The organism is Methylocella tundrae, assembly GCF_038024855.1.
Classification (GTDB): Bacteria; Pseudomonadota; Alphaproteobacteria; order Rhizobiales; family Beijerinckiaceae; genus Methylocapsa; species Methylocapsa tundrae.
Genome location: NZ_CP139089.1, coordinates 3,043,534 through 3,061,486, shown reverse-complemented (window position 1 = coordinate 3,061,486; position 17,953 = coordinate 3,043,534). Strand labels below are relative to the sequence as shown.

General features: G+C 61.0%; 18 protein-coding genes. 9 read left to right on the top strand and 9 right to left on the bottom strand.

The window, feature by feature from the left end:
* Positions 1–512 precede the first annotated feature (512 nt).
* Together SIN04_RS16395 and SIN04_RS16390 are read right to left on the bottom strand one after the other, a co-directional pair.
* Positions 513–1,013: a hypothetical protein gene (locus tag SIN04_RS16395; RefSeq protein ID WP_134490922.1), complete on the bottom strand. Its 501-nt coding sequence runs from the start codon at positions 1,011–1,013 to the stop codon at positions 513–515.
* A 2-nt stretch (positions 1,014–1,015) separates the two neighbouring features.
* On the bottom strand, positions 1,016–1,357 hold the full coding sequence (locus SIN04_RS16390; protein WP_134490920.1) for a hypothetical protein: 342 nt from the start codon (positions 1,355–1,357) through the stop codon (positions 1,016–1,018).
* A 141-nt stretch (positions 1,358–1,498) separates the two neighbouring features.
* On the opposite strand from SIN04_RS16390, the gene SIN04_RS16385 reads away from it, so the two are divergent.
* The 5 genes from SIN04_RS16385 to SIN04_RS16365 all read left to right on the top strand — a co-directional run bounded on the left by SIN04_RS16385 (position 1,499) and on the right by SIN04_RS16365 (position 5,851).
* The gene (locus SIN04_RS16385) at positions 1,499–2,134 is read left to right on the top strand and encodes a S24 family peptidase (RefSeq protein ID WP_134490918.1); all 636 of its coding nucleotides are present in this window, start codon (positions 1,499–1,501) and stop codon (positions 2,132–2,134) included.
* A 91-nt stretch (positions 2,135–2,225) separates the two neighbouring features.
* Positions 2,226–2,570, top strand: coding sequence for a hypothetical protein (locus SIN04_RS16380; protein ID WP_134490916.1), 345 nt, complete (start codon positions 2,226–2,228; stop codon positions 2,568–2,570).
* A 242-nt stretch (positions 2,571–2,812) separates the two neighbouring features.
* Positions 2,813–4,102 carry an ergothioneine biosynthesis protein EgtB gene (egtB, locus tag SIN04_RS16375; protein ID WP_341264063.1) on the top strand — a complete coding sequence of 430 codons (1,290 nt, stop codon included), beginning with the start codon at positions 2,813–2,815 and terminating at the stop codon, positions 4,100–4,102.
* Entirely contained in the window at positions 4,102–5,073 is a 972-nt protein-coding gene (gene egtD / locus SIN04_RS16370) for an L-histidine N(alpha)-methyltransferase (RefSeq protein ID WP_134490912.1), read from the top strand. Before egtB ends, egtD begins: the two co-directional genes overlap by 1 nt.
* 109 nt (positions 5,074–5,182) lie before the next feature.
* A complete protein-coding gene (locus tag SIN04_RS16365; RefSeq protein ID WP_174511659.1) occupies positions 5,183–5,851 on the top strand; it encodes a sterol desaturase family protein in 669 nt (222 codons plus the stop codon).
* Between the two features lie 117 nt (positions 5,852–5,968).
* Here the strand turns inward: SIN04_RS16365 and SIN04_RS16360 are convergent, their stop codons facing one another.
* Entirely contained in the window at positions 5,969–7,132 is a 1,164-nt protein-coding gene (locus SIN04_RS16360) for a glycosyltransferase (protein WP_134490910.1), read from the bottom strand.
* Between the two features lie 202 nt (positions 7,133–7,334).
* Between SIN04_RS16360 and mutM the strand changes: the two genes are divergently transcribed.
* Entirely contained in the window at positions 7,335–8,213 is an 879-nt protein-coding gene (mutM, locus tag SIN04_RS16355; protein WP_134490908.1) for a bifunctional DNA-formamidopyrimidine glycosylase/DNA-(apurinic or apyrimidinic site) lyase, read from the top strand.
* A 95-nt stretch (positions 8,214–8,308) separates the two neighbouring features.
* Here mutM and SIN04_RS16350 read toward each other — a convergent pair whose 3' ends face one another.
* Positions 8,309–9,058: a L,D-transpeptidase gene (locus tag SIN04_RS16350; protein ID WP_134490906.1), complete on the bottom strand. Its 750-nt coding sequence runs from the start codon at positions 9,056–9,058 to the stop codon at positions 8,309–8,311.
* A 242-nt stretch (positions 9,059–9,300) separates the two neighbouring features.
* Here SIN04_RS16350 and SIN04_RS16345 point away from each other — a divergent pair, with 242 nt between their 5' ends.
* Positions 9,301–9,867, top strand: coding sequence for a PadR family transcriptional regulator (locus tag SIN04_RS16345; protein ID WP_166795965.1), 567 nt, complete (start codon positions 9,301–9,303; stop codon positions 9,865–9,867).
* Positions 9,868–9,876: 9 nt separating this feature from the next.
* Here SIN04_RS16345 and SIN04_RS16340 read toward each other — a convergent pair whose 3' ends face one another.
* Both SIN04_RS16340 and typA read right to left on the bottom strand, forming a co-directional pair.
* The gene (locus SIN04_RS16340; RefSeq protein ID WP_134490904.1) at positions 9,877–10,857 is read right to left on the bottom strand and encodes a phosphoribosylaminoimidazolesuccinocarboxamide synthase; all 981 of its coding nucleotides are present in this window, start codon (positions 10,855–10,857) and stop codon (positions 9,877–9,879) included.
* A gap of 17 nt (positions 10,858–10,874) precedes the next feature.
* Complete coding sequence (typA, locus tag SIN04_RS16335) at positions 10,875–12,695, bottom strand: translational GTPase TypA (RefSeq protein ID WP_134490902.1); 1,821 nt, start codon at positions 12,693–12,695, stop codon at positions 10,875–10,877.
* A gap of 346 nt (positions 12,696–13,041) precedes the next feature.
* Here typA and SIN04_RS16330 point away from each other — a divergent pair, with 346 nt between their 5' ends.
* Positions 13,042–13,269: a hypothetical protein gene (locus SIN04_RS16330; protein WP_134490900.1), complete on the top strand. Its 228-nt coding sequence runs from the start codon at positions 13,042–13,044 to the stop codon at positions 13,267–13,269.
* A 19-nt stretch (positions 13,270–13,288) separates the two neighbouring features.
* Here the strand turns inward: SIN04_RS16330 and SIN04_RS16325 are convergent, their stop codons facing one another.
* The gene (locus SIN04_RS16325; RefSeq protein ID WP_134490898.1) at positions 13,289–14,617 is read right to left on the bottom strand and encodes a TAXI family TRAP transporter solute-binding subunit; all 1,329 of its coding nucleotides are present in this window, start codon (positions 14,615–14,617) and stop codon (positions 13,289–13,291) included.
* Positions 14,618–14,737: 120 nt separating this feature from the next.
* Complete coding sequence (cysG, locus tag SIN04_RS16320; RefSeq protein WP_244605847.1) at positions 14,738–16,201, bottom strand: siroheme synthase CysG; 1,464 nt, start codon at positions 16,199–16,201, stop codon at positions 14,738–14,740.
* Between the two features lie 177 nt (positions 16,202–16,378).
* On the opposite strand from cysG, the gene SIN04_RS16315 reads away from it, so the two are divergent.
* The gene (locus tag SIN04_RS16315; protein ID WP_341264062.1) at positions 16,379–17,221 is read left to right on the top strand and encodes a transporter substrate-binding domain-containing protein; all 843 of its coding nucleotides are present in this window, start codon (positions 16,379–16,381) and stop codon (positions 17,219–17,221) included.
* A gap of 15 nt (positions 17,222–17,236) precedes the next feature.
* Here the strand turns inward: SIN04_RS16315 and SIN04_RS16310 are convergent, their stop codons facing one another.
* Positions 17,237–17,824 carry an SCO family protein gene (locus tag SIN04_RS16310; RefSeq protein ID WP_134490894.1) on the bottom strand — a complete coding sequence of 196 codons (588 nt, stop codon included), beginning with the start codon at positions 17,822–17,824 and terminating at the stop codon, positions 17,237–17,239.
* Positions 17,825–17,953: the final 129 nt, after the last annotated feature.

Below are 17,953 nucleotides of genomic sequence, written 5' to 3'. Positions count from 1 at the left end.
TGCTGCAGTTGGGGCGCTGCATACGCGTATAATTCGATCGCAAATTGTTGCAAGTCAATGCACCGGGTCCAAGGCGCAATCGCGCATCGCACATCATCGCCATGATCAAGCGAATGCGGTTCGAGTTTTGGCGATGCTGCATGACGCAGAAGCATAGGCTTGAAGCGCCGTGAGCAAGCGATGGCGGCCACGGATGATGGCGGAGAATTACATATCGCAATGGACATGCGATTGAAGCGGGCGCGCGATTGCGGCCTGAGGTTCGCGCATGTAGAGCTTGCAATGCGACGCATGTCAACGCGTTCAGACCGCGGTCGCGATCGACATCTTACCTGTTGCAAGGCTTCAGGACATGCACATCGTGGCGGCGCCGCCACCTGACCGCCCGCGCGCCATTCGGCGCGAGGGGTCAGCTTTTGGGACGTGACCGCCGCAATCGAAATTTGTTGTTTCGCGGCGTCACATTCGCCACTTTTTTGGGGCGAACGTCGATGGGCGCGACAGACTACAGGCTAGAAGACCAATACGCTGCGGGCGTTGAGCGAGGCGGCGAGATGAATCAAGGCCTTTGCTCGCTTGCGATAGAAAGTGTGAGGGGCCCATTTTTTTTCAGCGCACAGAGCCTTGACGGATCGCCCGCGCGCGGCGCGGAGAGCCCATAGGCTGGTCACCAAGGCCATTCCACTGTCGAGCGTCCGCAATTCGCGCAACCAGTCGAGAGCCGCATCCATCTGCGCAATTTCGATGCTCGTGGGGCGCAGCATGGTTCGATTGCTTGCGGCGTTGCGAGCCTGGCGATCGCCCGGATTGATTTCGGCCTGCGCCGCGACGGCATGGCTCGGCCAATGGCCGCCCGGTTCGCGAGGTCCCCGCAGGCGAGGCATCCGGTCGAGGGTGGCGAATGCCTTGACCAGAGCCTTCGCGACCTGCTCTGGCTCCCAACGCGCAGGCAGCGCGCATTGGCCGCCATGATCGTCCCCTTCAAGGGCGTTGATCTTCGCATCGAACTCCATGATCAAAACCCATCGTCAAGGATATTATCGAGGAGCGCCGGGTCAGCCGCGACGACAAGGAGCAAGAGCCTGATCATGGCTTCTCGGGTCAGACTGCGTTTGGTGGCCGCCGCATCGTAAAGCTGCGTCGCTTCAGGTGGGAGGCGCAGCGCGAGGGCGGCCGCGGCGGCGCGAAAGGCAAGACCAAAGCGCTGCGCCTGGCGATGAACATTGTTCGGAGTCGACGCGATCAGCGGATCTTCGGCAATGCGGCGGGCGTCCCAGCCCATACCGAGGAGAAAACCTAGTCTGGCAATGCGCTCCCCCGTCCAGCGGGCTTTACGGATCTCGGTTTGAATAGTCACGGCAAAGTCTCCCTCGGCTGCCGATTGCGTCGCCGCAGGTTTGGGCTCTGTGGCGCAGGGAATGGTTTAAGGTATTTCTACCGTGTTGTAAAGGTATTTTTACCTGATGCGCTCGCGGCCGAGTACGGTTATTCTACCGCAATGGATTTGGAAGACGTTCTCACGCGTATCGAAAGCCGCCTTACTGCTTTGGGCCTTTCCGCCCATGCGGCCTCGCTCGCCGCAAAGAAGCCCGACGCCATTCGCAACCTCAAGCGCGCCGTCAAGAACGGCGACAGGCGCGGCGTCACCACCGAGACGCTCATCGCGCTCGCGCCCGTGCTGAAAACGACGGCGGCGTGGCTGCTCGAGGGCGTTGGCGACCCGACGCCCGGCAATCGCGTCCGCGTCGTCGGCCGCATCGGCGCCGGCGCGGAGATCCTGCCCGAATTCGAGCAGATACCCCCCGAAGGTCTCTATGAAATCGACGTTCCGTTCCCGATCCCTTCGGACGCGATCGCGTTCCAGATCGAGGGCGACAGCATGTGGCCCCGCTACGATCCCGGCGATGTCATTATCTGCTGGCGCGAGGGCGTCAACGCGGACGATGTGATCGGCTCGGAGGCCGCCATTCGAACCGCCGACGGCAAGCGATATCTGAAACGGATCCTGCGCGGCGCAAGGACCGGCACTTTCGACCTCGAGAGCCATAATGCGGCGCCGATCCGGAGCGTCAAAATCGAATGGGCGGCGGCCGTTCAGGGCGTAGTCCGATTCGGTCAATGGCGCCGGAGATGATCGGGTAAGATCGCCCAGGTTTAGGTATAGATACCGTGTATATGGTAAAAATACCTGTTATGGTCGCCCCGGTCAATCCGGAGCAGAATCCATGTCACTGCAACTTTCATCCGCGCAAACGCAACTTTCCGCCACCTTTCAATCGCAAGCCGATCGGACGACACGCTATCTGGTCAAATGCCGCGCACAAGCCTATGCAGAGCGGCCCGTCGATCTCGACGCCATCGCAACCGGCCTGTCAGGCGCGGCGCCTGAAACACTCATCGCGGTCGGAGCCGACCTGCTTCGCATCGAGGCGCGCACGCCAAAGCGCTGGTTCGGCTTCGGAAGCGAAACCGCGGCCTTAAACGCGCGAGCGCTCATGCTGCTCGGCCGGACGCTCCGCCGGTTTGGCGCGCCCCGAAAGCTCGTGCGCCCTGTTCAACCAAGTGAATGACGCAGGCGCCCTTGTCCTCGGCCGTTGTTGATCCTAATTTTGCCTTGATGTCGGTCGACTGAGGCGGAGCAGAAGCATGAGCGAAAGCCTTGGTCCCCGGCGGCGGCCCACGATGAATGACCTCGACGATTTCAAACGATAAGCCTCATTTGCCACGATGTTCATGTCTCAGCGGCCCCGGTTGATGGAACCGGACCGCCAGCGTGTCGTTCTTGCGTCGTGGGGTCATAGGGAGAGTCGCAATGAGTGCGCCCGCAGTTGCATCATCAAAAGTCGAGCCGCTCCCCACACCCTCCGATTTATCCCAAAGCCTGTTTCGCACGCGCCAACAAACGCTTTCCCTCGCAGCGCCTCTCGGCGCGGAAGATCAAGCGGCGCAGGCGAGTGAAGACGCGAGCCCGACAAAATGGCATCTCGCGCATACGACCTGGTTCTTTGAGACGTTTGTTTTGCAGCCCTTTCTGCCTGGATATAAAGTCTTCGACGAACGCTTCAATTACTGTTTCAATTCCTACTATGAAACACAAGGAGCGCGACAGCCGCGCCCGATGCGCGGTCTCCTCACTCGGCCGACCTGCTTTGAAGTGCAAGATTACCGCGCCTATGTGGATGAGGCGCTGCAATCCCTGTTTGGAAGCGCCGTCGCGGATGACCCAGAGGCGCGGAGCCGCATCGCGCTCGGCGTCAACCACGAACAGCAACATCAGGAGTTGCTGTTGACGGACGTTCTCAGTTTGTTTGCGCTGAGCCCTCTGCGTCCGGCCTATCGCGACGGCGGCCGGACGCATGCGCGCGAGGACGTTTCGCCCCTGAATTTCGTCGGTTTCGACGGTGGACGGCGCGCCATCGGCCACATGGGCGAAGGGTTCGCGTTCGATAATGAATCCCCGCGCCATGATGTTCTCTTGCAGCCGTTCACACTCGCAGATCGCCTGATCACCAATGCGGAATGGCTCGAGTTCATGCGTGGAGGCGGCTACGGCGCCTCCAATCTTTGGTTGGCCGACGGCTGGGCGAGGATCACGAAAGAGGGCTGGTGCGCGCCGCTCTATTGGGAAGAGCGCGACGGGCAATGGTTGCAGATGACATTATGGGGCCTGCAAACGATTGATCCCGCGGCGCCTGTCTGCCACATCAGCTTCTACGAGGCCGACGCTTACGCGCGCTGGGCGGGCAAACGGCTGCCGACGGAATTCGAGTGGGAAGTCGCGGCGGAAGACATTGCGGTCGCTGGCAATATGCTGAGCCGGGGCGCTCTCCAGCCGCTTCCGGCGTCCGGGGGCAACGGCGTGCGCCAAATGTTCGGCGATGCTTGGGAATGGACGCAAAGCGCCTATGCGCCCTACCCGCGCTATCGCTCCAGCGCGGGGGCTCTCGGCGAATATAATGGAAAGTTCATGTGCAATCAGCAGGTGCTGCGCGGAGCTTCCTGCGCGACCCCTGATTCGCATGCGCGACGAACCTACCGTAATTTCTTTTATCCCCACCAGCGTTGGCAGTTCTGTGGACTGCGCCTAGCGGATGACGCCTGATGTCACAGATCGCAGAAAAACAGACGCCCGACGCCCCCGGCTCGGCGAAGGATCCGGCCGCGCGCGTCATTTTGGCGGGTTTGTCGCAGTCGCGGAAAACATTGCCATGTTTTCTTTTCTATGACATCCGCGGCAGCGAATTATTCGAGGAAATCACCCGGCTGCCAGAATATTATCCAACACGAACGGAAGCGGCGATCATTGAGGCCGCGGCCAAGGACATCGCCCTCCACACGCCGCCTGGAAGCGTGCTCGTGGAATTCGGCTCGGGCTCGAGTCGCAAGACCGAGATTTTGTTGAGCGCCCTGCCGAGCCTTTCAGCCTATGTGCCGATCGACGTCTCGAGAAGCGCCCTCGATGAAGCCTCCAGCCGGCTCGCAGTGCGATTCCCTAGCCTTCGAGTCCTTCCAACGCTCGGCGACTTCGCCGAACCTTTATCCTTGCCACAAGCGCTTTCAAAGCGCCCGCGTCTCGGATTCTTTCCCGGCTCGACCATCGGCAATTTCGCGCCTGCCGACGCCTGCGATCTGCTGTCGCATATGGCGGAAAACCTTGGGCCTTCAGGGCGGCTCGTGATCGGGGTCGATCTTCGCAAGGATCTCTCGATCCTGCTTCCCGCCTATAATGACGCGGCCGGCGTGACGGCGGATTTCAACCTCAACATTCTCGTCAGGCTGAACCGCGAGATGGGAGCTGATTTCAACGTCGATGATTTCGCGCATAGAGCGGTTTTCAACCGCGAGGAAAGCCGGATCGAGATGCATCTTGTCAGCCTCAAGGCCCAGAGCGTGGAGCTGCTCGGGCACAGCTTCGCCTTCGCAGAGGGCGAGAGCATCCACACCGAGAATTCCTACAAGTATTCCATTCCGCTGTTCAAAGAGCTGGCGCGGCGCGCCGGCTGGTTTCCGCGCGAGGTCTGGACCGACCCGAAGTCGCTCTTCAGTCTGCACGAATTGACCATCGCGCATTGAGCCGCCCGTGCAGTTCATTGGACCTTGCCTTCGGCGCGCGCCGGATTTCCGCTTTTCCGAAAAATGCTTTAAGAAGCTAGGGTATTGGCTTCTGGGATCCGTTCACATCATGACGCCGACGAAAAACAACTTCGATTACAGCATTCCCCAGCAGGTCGATCGCCTGCGCGCGTCGCCGCGGCTTTTCGACAATGCGTTGCTCGACAAACTATCGCGCGTGCACTGGTCTGTGCCCCTTTACGTCTATATTCCCGTCATCGCGCTTCTGGCCGTGAAGAGCTTCCAGTCCTTCAGCGCCATGGTCGTCATTGTCTCGGCGGCGCTTGGGTATCTTCTATGGACCCTCACCGAATATTTCGGGCATCGATTCCCGTTTCATTACAAGCATCCGAGCAAATTCGGAGCGCGCATCCATTTTCTGGTGCATGGCGTCCATCACGACCACCCGAACGATCCGCTTCGCCTCGTGATGCCGGTGCTGCTTAGCGCTCCGATCATGTTGATCGCGCTGCTGGTGGTCAGGGTCTTGTTCGGCCTGCCTTACGGCTATCCCGTCCTCATGGGCTTCATGATCGGTTATCTCGCCTATGACATGACGCATTATTATACGCATCATGCGAAGCCAACGACGCGGCTTGGCCAGACGTTGCGGCGGCTCCATCTCATGCATCATTTCCGCGATCCAACCCGCGGCTTCGGCGTCAGCGCGCCGTGGTGGGATTACGTGTTCGGCACGCAGCACGTCAAACAGGAGCGTGAGCGCGCCTCACAGGATTAGGGCGCGATCTCCAAAAAGTTGCTGACTTTTTGCATAAGATCATGCGCTACGACAGGCAAAATGGAGAGCATGGTCGATTCCGTGAGGGACCCATCATGCTTCCGACGGACTTGGCCGTTACCCCTGTTTCTGAGTCGGCGCGCTTTTCTGCGAAGCTGGCGCTGGTCCGCGCCGCGCGTCGAATCGGCTGCTTGCCCAAATCACCTGATGCGTCGTCCAGCCGCGGAGCCACGCCGCAAGAGCCAGCACTTCCCGGCCGAGGAAGGCCACCGGCGACCAGACTGAAATTCGCCATCCCTTCGCCGCGGCGAACGCCGTTTCAGCGCAGAACCATCCGGCGAGCGTAACGCAAAAAGCGGTGAAAGCCGGATAGCCGGCAAGGGGCGACGCCAGCGCCGCCGCGACCGCCGCGGGCAGCGGACTGGCGAGCGGCTCCAGCGGATAGGACAGCACATTCGAGCGCCGAATCACGCTCCATCGGACCTGGCGATGATACACGTCGCTTAAACGGCGAAAGCCGATCTCCTGCGCAACGGTGCGGTGGGCGAAGACGGTCTTCAGCCCGAGCCGCGCAAGGCCCATCGAGATGGCCGTGTCTTCCGCCAGATTTCCGCTCATCGCGGCAAGCCCCCCGGCGCGATCGAAGTCGCTGCGCCGAAAAACCATTATTTTGCCGACGCCGAAGCCAAGGCCCAGCACAGAGGCCGAAAGCAGAAGCCGCGCATGCGCATTGATAAGGCAAGCCTCGATCTCCCCAGCGACGGATTCCGGCCGCACGGCCACCGGGGTTCCGACGACAAGGCCAACGTCGGGAGCAAGGTTCTGGAGGAAAGCCGCCATGGTCTCAGGCTCGAGCGTGATATTCGAATCCTTGGTCATGATGACGTCATGCTTCGCTTCGGTCAGCGGCGCAGCCAGATTATTGAGCTTCGGACTGACTGCCAACCGGCTATCCGACTGAAGGAATCGGCACGGCCGCGAGGGATGCGCCGCCGCCAGACGACGGGCCGCACTGAGGGCTGGCGAATCGCCCTCGGCGGCGCTGATGAGGATCTCGTAATCGGGGTATGTCTGCGTGAAAATCGAAGCCTGCGCGGTCTCGAAACCCGGGTCGAGGTTTTTGATTGGCAAAATCGCCGAAACCGGAGGCTGTGCGGACGCGGTGGCGCGACGCCTTTGGACCAAAGGCTGCGCCAGTCCGAAAGCTAAAGTCAGCAGAAAAAGCGCAATGGCAAGGCACCACCAGATCGCTCCGGCAAAGCTGAAAAAAGTCGCCGCCATTCTGTTCCTATTCTCCCATTGCGCTCCGATAATGCCACGCAAACGGGAGCCCCGCCCGCCTTAGAGCATGTTTGACGTTCCGGAGCCATCCCTCGCGTCGCCGCGGCGCGCGCACGGCCTCCCGGTTGCGCGTTACGAGGAACAATGCCATCAAACTATTCTCAAAAAGACGCGTCTTCGGGCCGACAGTAAGGACCTCAGAGTGCCGGAACTGCCTGAAGTGGAAACGGTGCGGCGCGGGCTCGAACCCGCGATGATCGGCGCGAGAATCGTCGGCCTCGACCAGCGACGGCCGGATCTTCGCTTTCCATTCCCAGATCGTTTTTCGGAGCGCCTCACGGGCCGCGAAATCCTGGCGTTAGGGCGGCGGGCGAAATACCTTCTCGCGGACCTCGACGATTCCAGCGTGCTCGTCATGCACCTTGGCATGTCGGGATCTTTTCGCGTCGAGGATATGGGCGCAGCAAAAGCTTTGGCCTCATCCGGCGCGCCATCCAAAAACGCTGCGCATGATCACGTCGTCTTCACCCTGTCGACGGGCGCGCGCATCGTCTACAACGACCCGCGACGATTCGGCTTCATGCAGTTGCTGGCCCGTCACGAGCTCCCAGATCATCCCTTGTTCAGGGCGCTTGGAATCGAACCGCTCGGCAATGAACTCGACGGCGCGGTCCTGGCCCGTCTTTTCACTGGTAAGGCCACCCCTCTGAAGGCGGCCCTGCTCGATCAGAGTCTTATCGCCGGCCTCGGCAATATTTACGTCTGCGAGGCCCTGCATCGCGCGGGCCTGTCGCCGCGGCGCGCCGCCGGGAGCCTTGCATGCAAAGACGGACGGCCGACGCAGCGCGCGCGTCTGCTGGCGAAAATGATCCGGGAAGTTCTCGAGGAGGCCGTCGCGGCGGGCGGATCATCGCTGCGCGATCATCGCCAGACTAATGGCGCGCTCGGCTACTTCCAGCATAAATTTCGCGTTTACGACCGCGAACTCAGCCCTTGCCCCACGCCGGAATGCGGCGGCGTGATCCGTCGGATCACGCAGTCAGGACGGTCGACCTATTTCTGCGGCGCCTGCCAGCGTTAAACGGGCCCGCCCTTAAAGCAGCGCCCGCTCGCATTTATACGATCAAGCAGGGCCTTCGTTCGAGCACGCCGCGCTGAGGCAGTTTCTTGGCGCGATCAGGAATGCGCGACTTTCTGCGGCTGCGCATTTCCAAGCACAACGACTTTGGTGCCTATGGTCGTGCGCTGATACAGATCCATCACATCCTGATTGACCATGCGGATACAGCCCGAGGAAACGCTTTGACCGATTGTCGCGGGCTCGTTTGTGCCATGGATGCGGAAATAGGTATCCACGTTGTCGTGCCACAGATAATGGGCCCGAGCGCCAAGGGGATTTGCCGGACCGCCAGGCATTCCCGTTCCACTCTGCAACTGGCTCATTTGCTTCAAAAGTTCGGGCCGGCGCTCCAGCATTTCCTTCGGAGGATACCAGTCTGGCCATTCCTGTTTGCTATGGATCGTCGCGTTGCCGGACCACGCAAAACCCTCGCGGCCGACGCCGACGCCATAGCGCATCGCCTGGCCCCCGCCCTCGACATGGTAGAGATAGTGATTGGCCGGATCGACGACGATCGTTCCCGGCGCTTCCGTGCCAGAATAAGCGACCCTGGTGCGACGGAACGCCGGACCGAGATCGGCCTCCCTGACCGCGGGAACAACGAATTTTCCGTCGTTGATTTCCGCGTACATGGACCGGAAATCGCCGCCGGCGACCGGCGTCGCGGCGGATTGCCCGGGCGATGGGGCCGCCGCGGGTACGGCGGATGCGATCTGACTTTGCTGACCGCCGACGCAGCCGGCGAGGCCGAACGCCGCCGCGGACGAGACGCCAGTAATGAGGGTACGGCGATTCAACTGATGCATGGGGCGAATCACGGGTAAGAATTTAAGGTAAGGGATATCTTAATGCAGAAAAGCGGACTGCGATATTGCAGACAAGTCACGCTTCTATTTTCTTTCATAAAAATTTTCCCGTTAAGCTTGCTTCTTTTCGATCGCGACGAAATCCGCGGCGCGTCTCTTGCCAAAACCGTATTTAGATATATCTTACTGTTAGACATATCGAAATACGGTTTGATGATCATTCCGCAACAGGAGACAATCCAATGAGGCTTCACTCACATTTCCACGCTTTTGCCCATGGCGAAGGTCCCCGCGGTCCGGAGTCCGGGTCTTTCGGCCTGTTTCGCCGGCATGGAAGAATGGGCGGGCGCCAGCGCATGTTCGAACAGGGCGATCTGCGCTTCGTCGTGCTCAAGCTGGTTTCAGAAAAACCGTCACACGGCTACGAAATCATCAAGGCGATCGAGGATCGTCTCGGCGGCGCCTACGCGCCGAGCCCCGGCGTCATCTATCCGACCCTGACGCTGCTCGAGGAAATGGGCGCGATCCGCGTTCAGGAAACCGACGGCCCACGCAAGCTTTACGCGATCACAGCCGAAGGCGAAGAGCTGTTGCGGCAGAATCAGACCGCGATCGAAGCCATTTTTGGGCGGATGGCCGACATCAACGCGCGGCATGGCGGCGGCCCGGCCCCGCAGATCCTCCGCGCCACGGAAAATCTCAGGACGGCCTTGCGGCTGCGGCTGGCGCGTGGTCCGTTGAGCGCAGAGCAGATCGCTGAAGTTGCGAGCATTCTGGACGCCGCCGCCAAAGCCGTGGAGACGAGCTGAAGATCTCGCTCACCTGGTCCAGTAGACCGCCAGATTGGCGCGAATTCGCTCGAGCGGCGGCTCGAAGCTCTCGGGGAGTACAAAATTCCTGCCGGTGATGGTTTCGAAGATCCGTATATAGGTGGCCGCGGCCTCGAGGATCACCTCACCGGGGATTTCCGGGATCGGATCGTGATAAGGATCGCAGCGCGCGCTGACCCAGTTGCGGATGAAATCCTTATCGAGGCTGTCCGGTTTTTCCCCGCGCTCAAGACGCTCGGGATAGGTTTCGGCGAGCCAAAAACGGCTACTGTCCGGCGTGTGGATTTCGTCCGCAACGACGATATGGCCTTCACTGTTAAAGCCAAACTCATATTTCGTATCGGCGAGGATAAGGCCGCGCCCCGCCGCGATCTCCCTGCCGCGGGCGAAAAGAGCCAAAGCTTTTTCAGCAACATCGTCCCATTGTCGCGGAGTCAGAAGCTGCCGCTCAATGATCTCCCTCGGGGTGAGCGGCGCGTCATGCGCATCGTGCCCCGCCTTGCTCGTCGGCGTAATGATCGTTTCCGGCAGCCTTTGATTGTCGCGCAGACCGTCGGGAAAATCGATCCCATAGATGTTTCGGGCGCCAGCCTTGTACATGGGTAGAATGGAGGTTCCGGTCGAACCCGCGAGATAATCGCGCACGATGATCTCGACCGGCATCATTTCAAGACGCTGCACCACGACCACATTGGGATCGGGATTGGCGCGCACGTGATTTTCGCAGATGTCGGTCGTCGCCTCGAACCAGAAACGCGCAATATCGGTCAGCACCTGTCCCTTGAAGGGGATCGCAGCCAGTCCCTGATCGAACGCACTGACGCGATCGGTGGCGATGAGGATGCGCTGCCCGTCCGTCAGGTCGTAGTTCTCCCGCACCTTGCCGCGATAGTAATTCGGAAGCTCCGGGATGAAAGCTTCGGTCAGCACATAGTCGCGGTAAGGGGCAAGGCTCGCAGCGTCGATCATAAGGCGCCCGCTCTGGCTCAGGCGGTTTCCTTGGCCCGCGTCGCGCGCTTGCGATCATTCGGGTCGAGGAAAAGCTTGCGCAAACGGATCGACTTCGGCGTCACTTCGACCAGCTCATCATCTTCGATGTAGGCCAGGGCGCGCTCCAGCGTCATCCGGATCGGCGGCGTGAGACGCACAGCTTCATCCTTGCCGGCGGCGCGGATATTGGTCAGCTGCTTGCCCTTCAGGACGTTGATCTCAAGGTCGTTCTCACGCGTATGTTCGCCAACGATCATGCCGCGGTAGACCTTCCAGCCCGGCTCGATCATCATGGGACCGCGATCTTCCAGCTTCCACATGGCGTAGGCGACCGATTCGCCATTGTCGTTGGAGATGAGGACGCCATTGCGCCGGCCGGCGATCTCACCCTTCCAGGGCGCGTATTCATGGAACAGGCGGTTCATGATCGCGGTGCCGCGCGTATCCGTCAGCAATTCGCCCTGATAGCCGATCAGCCCGCGCGTCGGCGCGTGGAACACGAGCCGCAGGCGATTGCCGCCCGACGGGCGCATTTCGATCATTTCGGCCTTGCGCTCGGCCATCTTCTGAACGACGACGCCGGAATGCTCCTCATCGACGTCGATCACGACCTCTTCGATCGGCTCAAGCAAGGTTTTGCCGTCCTCGGCTTTCTGGAAAACCACCTTCGGACGCGAGACGCTAAGCTCGAACCCTTCGCGGCGCATGGTCTCGATGAGGATCGCAAGCTGCAACTCGCCGCGGCCGGAAACGATGTAGGAATCAGAGCCCGGCGAATCTTCAATGCGCAAAGCGACATTGCCTTCGGCCTCCTTGTAGAGGCGGGCGCGGATGACGCGGCTCGTCACCTTGTCGCCCTCGGTTCCGGCGAGCGGCGAATCATTGACTGAAAACGTCATGGACAGGGTCGGCGGATCAATCGGCTGCGCCTGCAAGGGCTCAACCACCTCGGGCGCGCAGAGCGTGTCGGCGACGTTGAATTTCTCAAGGCCCGCGATGGCGACGATGTCGCCCGCCTCAGCCTCGTCGATCGGCGTGCGTTCGATACCGCGGAAAGCGAGAATCTTGGACACGCGGCCCTGTTCGACGACATTGCCCTTGCGGTCGAGGACTTTGACGGCCTGATTCGGCTTGACGCTGCCGGCAAACACCCGCCCCGTCACAAGGCGCCCCAGATACGGATTGGCCTCGAGCAGAGTGCCGAGCATACGGAAACCGCCTTCTTCGATGCGCGGCGCCGGCACATGCTTCAGCACCAGATCGAACAGAGGGGCCATGCCCTCTTGCGGACCATCCGGACTATCGGCCATCCAGCCCTGTTTGGCCGAGCCATAAAGAATGGGGAAATCAAGCTGCTCGTCAGTCGCGTCGAGAGCGGCGAAAAGGTCGAATACCTCATTCACCACCTCGGTGATCCGGGCGTCGGGCTTGTCGACCTTGTTGACGGCGACGATCGGCTTCAATCCGATCTTCAGAGCTTTGCCAACGACGAATTTGGTCTGCGGCATCGGCCCTTCCGAGGCGTCCACCAGAACGATGGCGCCGTCGACCATCGAGAGAATGCGCTCGACTTCGCCGCCGAAATCGGCGTGGCCGGGCGTATCGACGATATTGATCCGGGTCTCTTTCCAGGCGATCGAGGTCGCCTTCGCCATGATCGTGATGCCGCGCTCTTTTTCGAGATCGTTCGAATCCATGACGCGCTCCGCGACTCTCTGATTGTCGCGGAAAGCGCCCGACTGTTGCAGCAGGCGATCGACAAGAGTTGTCTTGCCGTGGTCGACGTGGGCGATGATGGCGATATTGCGCAGCTTCATTTTTGTGCCGTATCTATATTCATGTGCGAGCGATGCGCTCTACCGCCAGATGGCGAACGGAGCACCGCCCATCAAAACAGGCCCTTCTGCTCAGTCGCGGTATCCTGAGCCGGGCCGACTAACGATTTGGGGTAGTTTTTCGCGTTGCAGCAATGCAATATACGAAAGAACCGGATTTGAAAACCAATATAATGCCTTCTGCGCGCCAACGCCAGACCGGCAGCGAGACGGGGCGCAAAAGGGCTCGACATTACGGCGCAGCTTAAGGACTGATCAATCTTATGCCCGTTCCGCCACTTCGCCCGTCCAGAAAGTCCGCTTCGCCCCGGCACAATGAAGGCGCTGAATGGACGGATTGACCCTTTTCGGCCTTTTCGCGGTTACCGCCATGCTCGTGACTTACGCATTGGAACGCCGGAGCCGCTGGTATGTACTCGGCTTCGCCGGCGCCTGCTCCCTTGGTTCGGTCTACGGCTTCCTGCAGGGCGCGTGGCCGTTTGGGCTCGTCGAGGCGATCTGGAGCCTTGTCGCCTTGCGGCGCTTCATGATGAGCCCCGGAACCGCGATCGGATGAGCAGCTAAAACTTTTCCCTCTATTCACCGACGAGCCGGGGCGCGAAAGGCGCGCGGGGAACGGCGAGGTAAGCGCGGCGTTCGGAGATCGCCTGGCGCGCCTGATTCAGCGCGAGGCTCGTCGCGGCGAGGCGGCTCCCGCTCAATGCGTGATTCCAGTCATGCGCCAGGGCCTTGGCCAGAAGGTCATCGGCCTCCCTTTCGAGATCATCCAGCGCGTCAGCCCGCGCGGCCGCCCGCGCCGCCGCGATAATTTCCAGCAGGCGCTGCAAAATAAGCTCGAGATCTGTATTTTGCCGGCGATTGAAGCGCGCCGCGAAGGTCGCGATCGCGGTGCCGCACAAGCTTGCCAGCATAGCGCCTATATAAATGAAATCGCTATATTTATCGAAAAAGCTCTGCTCTTCGTCGCCAAGATAGGCCAGCGTTCCGGGATGGACCGGAAGAGCCGCTCCCTTATCGGTCGAGGGCGCCTCGATCCGGTTGGCGATGGGGTCCTGCGCGGCGAGCGAGGGCCTTGCATTCAGCATCAGTTCCGTCAGTTCGGACACGACGTCATTGCTGAGGGTGGGCTTTGCGATGAGCCGGGTGCTAACCCCCAGCGTCTCGAAACTAGCAGATGGCTTTGGCTGCGCGCCGCCAAACGCGCCGCGCAAAACCTCGACCGGTTCAAAATTCGGCGCGCGTTGGGCAATGGCCCTGGCGTCTTCGATCGGGAGGAAAACCGGCGGCCCGCGCCCGGCCTGGGCTACCGCGGCGACCGCCTCTGTCAGATTTGCCGAACCGGGAGTGTCGACGGCGAGCACCGCGTCGACCTCACGCCGCTCGATCGCCTCGGGCAATTCGGCGAGCGTCAACGGAATCCGCCTTACTGTCCCGAGCGATACGTCGTACTGCGCAAGGGCGGCGTCGAGCAGGGTGTGGTTGCCCATCCGACCGGTCTGTTCGGCGTCGAGCACGCCGAGCTTGTGGCCCTTGAGATCCTCAATATCGTGAAGGTCAGAACCCGCCGGGGCGACGACAACCGCGGCGTTGCGGCGCATGATAAGGACAGTCTGACCGCTGACCGGCATGTCAATGTCGCTGCGCACGATCGCAAGGTCGACCTGGTCCTCCTCGAAAATCCGCGCGCTTTCAGCCAGCGACTCCACAGGGACAAGCTTGAGCCGCAGCGATTCGTGTTTTTGCGCGAATTCATGCGCCGCGGCGGCGAGCACCCGTTGGTCATGGCTCTCGCGCGTGACAGCCACATGCAGCACGGTCGGCCGTTCATAGTAGTAAAGCGCAAGAGCCGCGGCTCCGATGGCAGCGAAAGCTGCGCCGATCGCCACGATGATAAGTCGACGCATGGCATTCCCCTTGACGCCGAAACATTAGGGCATCGACGCTAAAACAATAAATTTGCGCCAGCAACGTTAAACAGCAAGCATCGAAACAAGGCCGCATCAAGGATATTTCTCGGCGCCAGCCTAGTCTATCTGCGCCGCCTCTTTTGCCGGCGCTACTTCCCCCTCGATCGTAGCGAAGACCGCGCCGATAAAAATAAGGCAGGGTCCGGAAAGCGTCTCCGCCGCGACTTTGCCCGGCAGCGAGGCGATCGTAGCGCCGATGCGGCGCTCATCCGCGCAGGTCGCGCGCTCGACGAGAAGCGCCGGCGTCGCGGGATCAAGGCCATGCGCCAAAAGCCGTTCGACCAGAACGCCCAGCGTTCTCGCGCCCATATAGACGACGCTAGAGGCGCGCGGATCGCTGAGCGCGCGCCAGTCGATGTCCTGGGGCAGCTTGCCGTCATGCGCATGGGCGGTGATGAACTGGACCCTTCGCGCCTTGTCGCGCTCCGTCAACGAAACCTGCAGCGCAGCCGCCGCGCCGAGCGCCGCCGTGACGCCGGGCACGACTTCGATCGCAATCCCGGCCGCGCGAAGCGCCGAAATTTCCTCTGTGGCGCGCCCAAAGATCATTGGATCGCCCCCCTTCAGCCGCACCACGCGCTTGCCCTCCTTGGCGAGCCCAATCATCATGGAGATGATATGATCCTGCTGGCACGAGGGCTTATACCCGCGTTTGCCGACGGCAATTTTTTCCGCCTCCCGGCGCGCCATATCGACGATCGCGGGGGCGACAAGATCGTCATACAAGACGACGTCGGCGGATTGCAGCATTCGCAGCGCCTTGAGGGTCAAGAGCTCGGGATCGCCGGGACCAGCGCCAACCAGAACGACCGATCCCTTTTCAACGCTTTGCGACTGCCGCCCGGCCTCGGCCAGCAACTCCGCGAACAGATTTTCACCCGGCCCCCCGTTTGCCGCGAAAGCTTTGGCGTTGAACAGCTCCCAAAAGCGCCGGCGCGCCTTCGGCGGCAAGGCCAGCGCCTTCAACGGTTTTCGCCAGCTTTTCGCAGCCGCGGCCCAGAGCTTGATGGCGCCCGGCAGAATGGCTTCAATCCGTCCGCGCAAGGCCTGCGTCAGGATTGGCGAAGCGCCGTCGGTTGAAATCGCGATGACGAGGGGCGAGCGATCGACGATCGCGCCAAATTGAAAATCCGAGAAGGCTGGCTTGTCGATGACGTTCGCCGGCGCGCCCGCGGCGTTCGCGGCGGCGCGGAACCGCTCCGCTTCGGCGGCGCTCCCGACATCGGCGATCGCAAGCGTCGCGCCGTTCAGGTCTTCATTTTGGACATCGCGCAGAAAAAGCCTGACCGACGGACGCCGGTCGGCGAGCTCGGCCAGCCCCGGGCACGGCGCGATGGCGTAGACTTCAACGTCAGCGCCAGCGGCCTGAAGCAGCTCCGCCTTCCACAGAGCCGCATTCGAGCCGCCGGCAAGAATCGCGCGCTTGCCCTTGAGATTGAAGAAGACAGGGAGCGAGGCAAGGCCCGTCATGATCGGCCGCCCCGCCTCGCCAGAGGCCCGCGCCGGTAAAGCTCTGGTCATAAAAGCGCTTTCGTCCTATTCTCGCTGGATGGCCCGCCAAGACATTCATGGCGCAAAGGGCGTTTCTTCATTGGCGCTTATATCATCACGCTTTGACGAGGTCTGGAAGATGCTGAGGCGTCGCGCCGTTTCGAAGGGACAGCCAGAAAACGCCGGGCGCCGGCCATGAGATTTCGAGTGCTCGATTGGCCTGCCGCCGCGGTCTGCCTCCTCGCCAGCCTTCTCGTCTCATCGAGCCCGGGGCTTGGCGATCCCGCCGTATTCACGCCCGGCTTCTGGGACCCCCATGCGCGGCCCATAAAGCCAGACCTTGCCAGTCTGCACAGCCTGCGCTTCCTGACAGAGGATGATTACCCGCCGTTCCATTTCGCCGCGGCGGACGGGACCCTTGCTGGTTTTGACATCGATCTCACCCGCGCCATTTGCGAAGATCTGAAACTGAGCTGCACGATTCAGGCCCGCCGGTTCGACACTTTGGTCGATAGTTTGAAAGCGGATCAGGGCGACGCCATCATCGCCTCGATCCGTATGGATGAGAAATCCCGTGGCGAGCTTGATTTTACCGCGCCTTATTCAAAGAATCCGGCGCGGTTCGTCACCTTGAAGTCAACGGCGTTAACCGACGCGACGCCGGAAACGCTGCGCGCCAAATACATCGGCGTTCTCGCGAAAACCGCCCATCAGGCCTTTCTGTCCGCCTTCTTCAAGAGCTCCGTGCAACGGCCCTTCGAGACGCAAAAGGCGCTGACCGAGGCCCTGAACAAAGGAGAAGTCGACGCGATCTTTGGCGACGGCATTGCTCTGAGCTTCTGGCTGCAGGGTCAGGACGCTCATAATTGCTGCGCTTTTCTCGGCGGCCCCTTCCTCGACAGCCGCTTTTTCGGCGACGGCGTCGGCATCGCCGTCAAGAAAGACAATCCGCTGCTGCGGCAGGCGCTCGATTACGCTCTCGCCGATTTATCGGCGAAAGGCGTCTACACGGACCTCTATCTCAAATATTTTCCGCTCGGCTTCTATTAAATAAAGTGGCGAGGTCTAAAGATAGCGCGTCAATTCGTCGGCGGCCTGCTTCGCCGGCCGGTCAAGATTAAAGGCGCTGACGAAGCGGCCATTCTTGTCCATGAGATAGACCACTCCCGTGTGGTCCATCGTATAGTCGCCGTTATCGGCGCCTTCCTTCTTGAAATAGACCTTATAGGCTTTGGCGATGGCTCGGGTCTGCGCTTCGTTCCCGCTCAATCCGATGATGCGCGGATCGAAGCTTTCGAGATAAGTCTTCATGGTGTCCGGCGTGTCGCGCTGCGGATCGATCGTGACGAACAGCGCCTCGATCTTCTTGTCCGGACCCATCTCTTTGAAAACGCTTGATATCTGCGTCAAGGTCGTCGGACAAAAGTCCGGGCAATGGGTGTAGCCGAAGAAAATGAGGGTCGGATGACCTTTGAGGTCCGCGTCGGTTAGGGCGCGGCCATCCTGCGCCGTCATGGCGAAGGGGCCGCCGATCGCGGCGACGCCTTGCGCGCCATTGTCGGCGAGGTTGCGGAAAGCTAGACCGCCGAGCACCATCAGCCCGAGGGCCAACGCCACGGCGATGAACAGAAATTGGCGAGACGCTTTGGTCATGACTTTCGTTAGCAAATCGGACCGCCCATTCCAATCGGCGAAATGCGCCCCACGGAAAATTGAGCTTCGCATCGGGCAAAGAGGCGCGAACTGCGGCCTTGCCGGACGCCGCACGTACGTTATAATGTT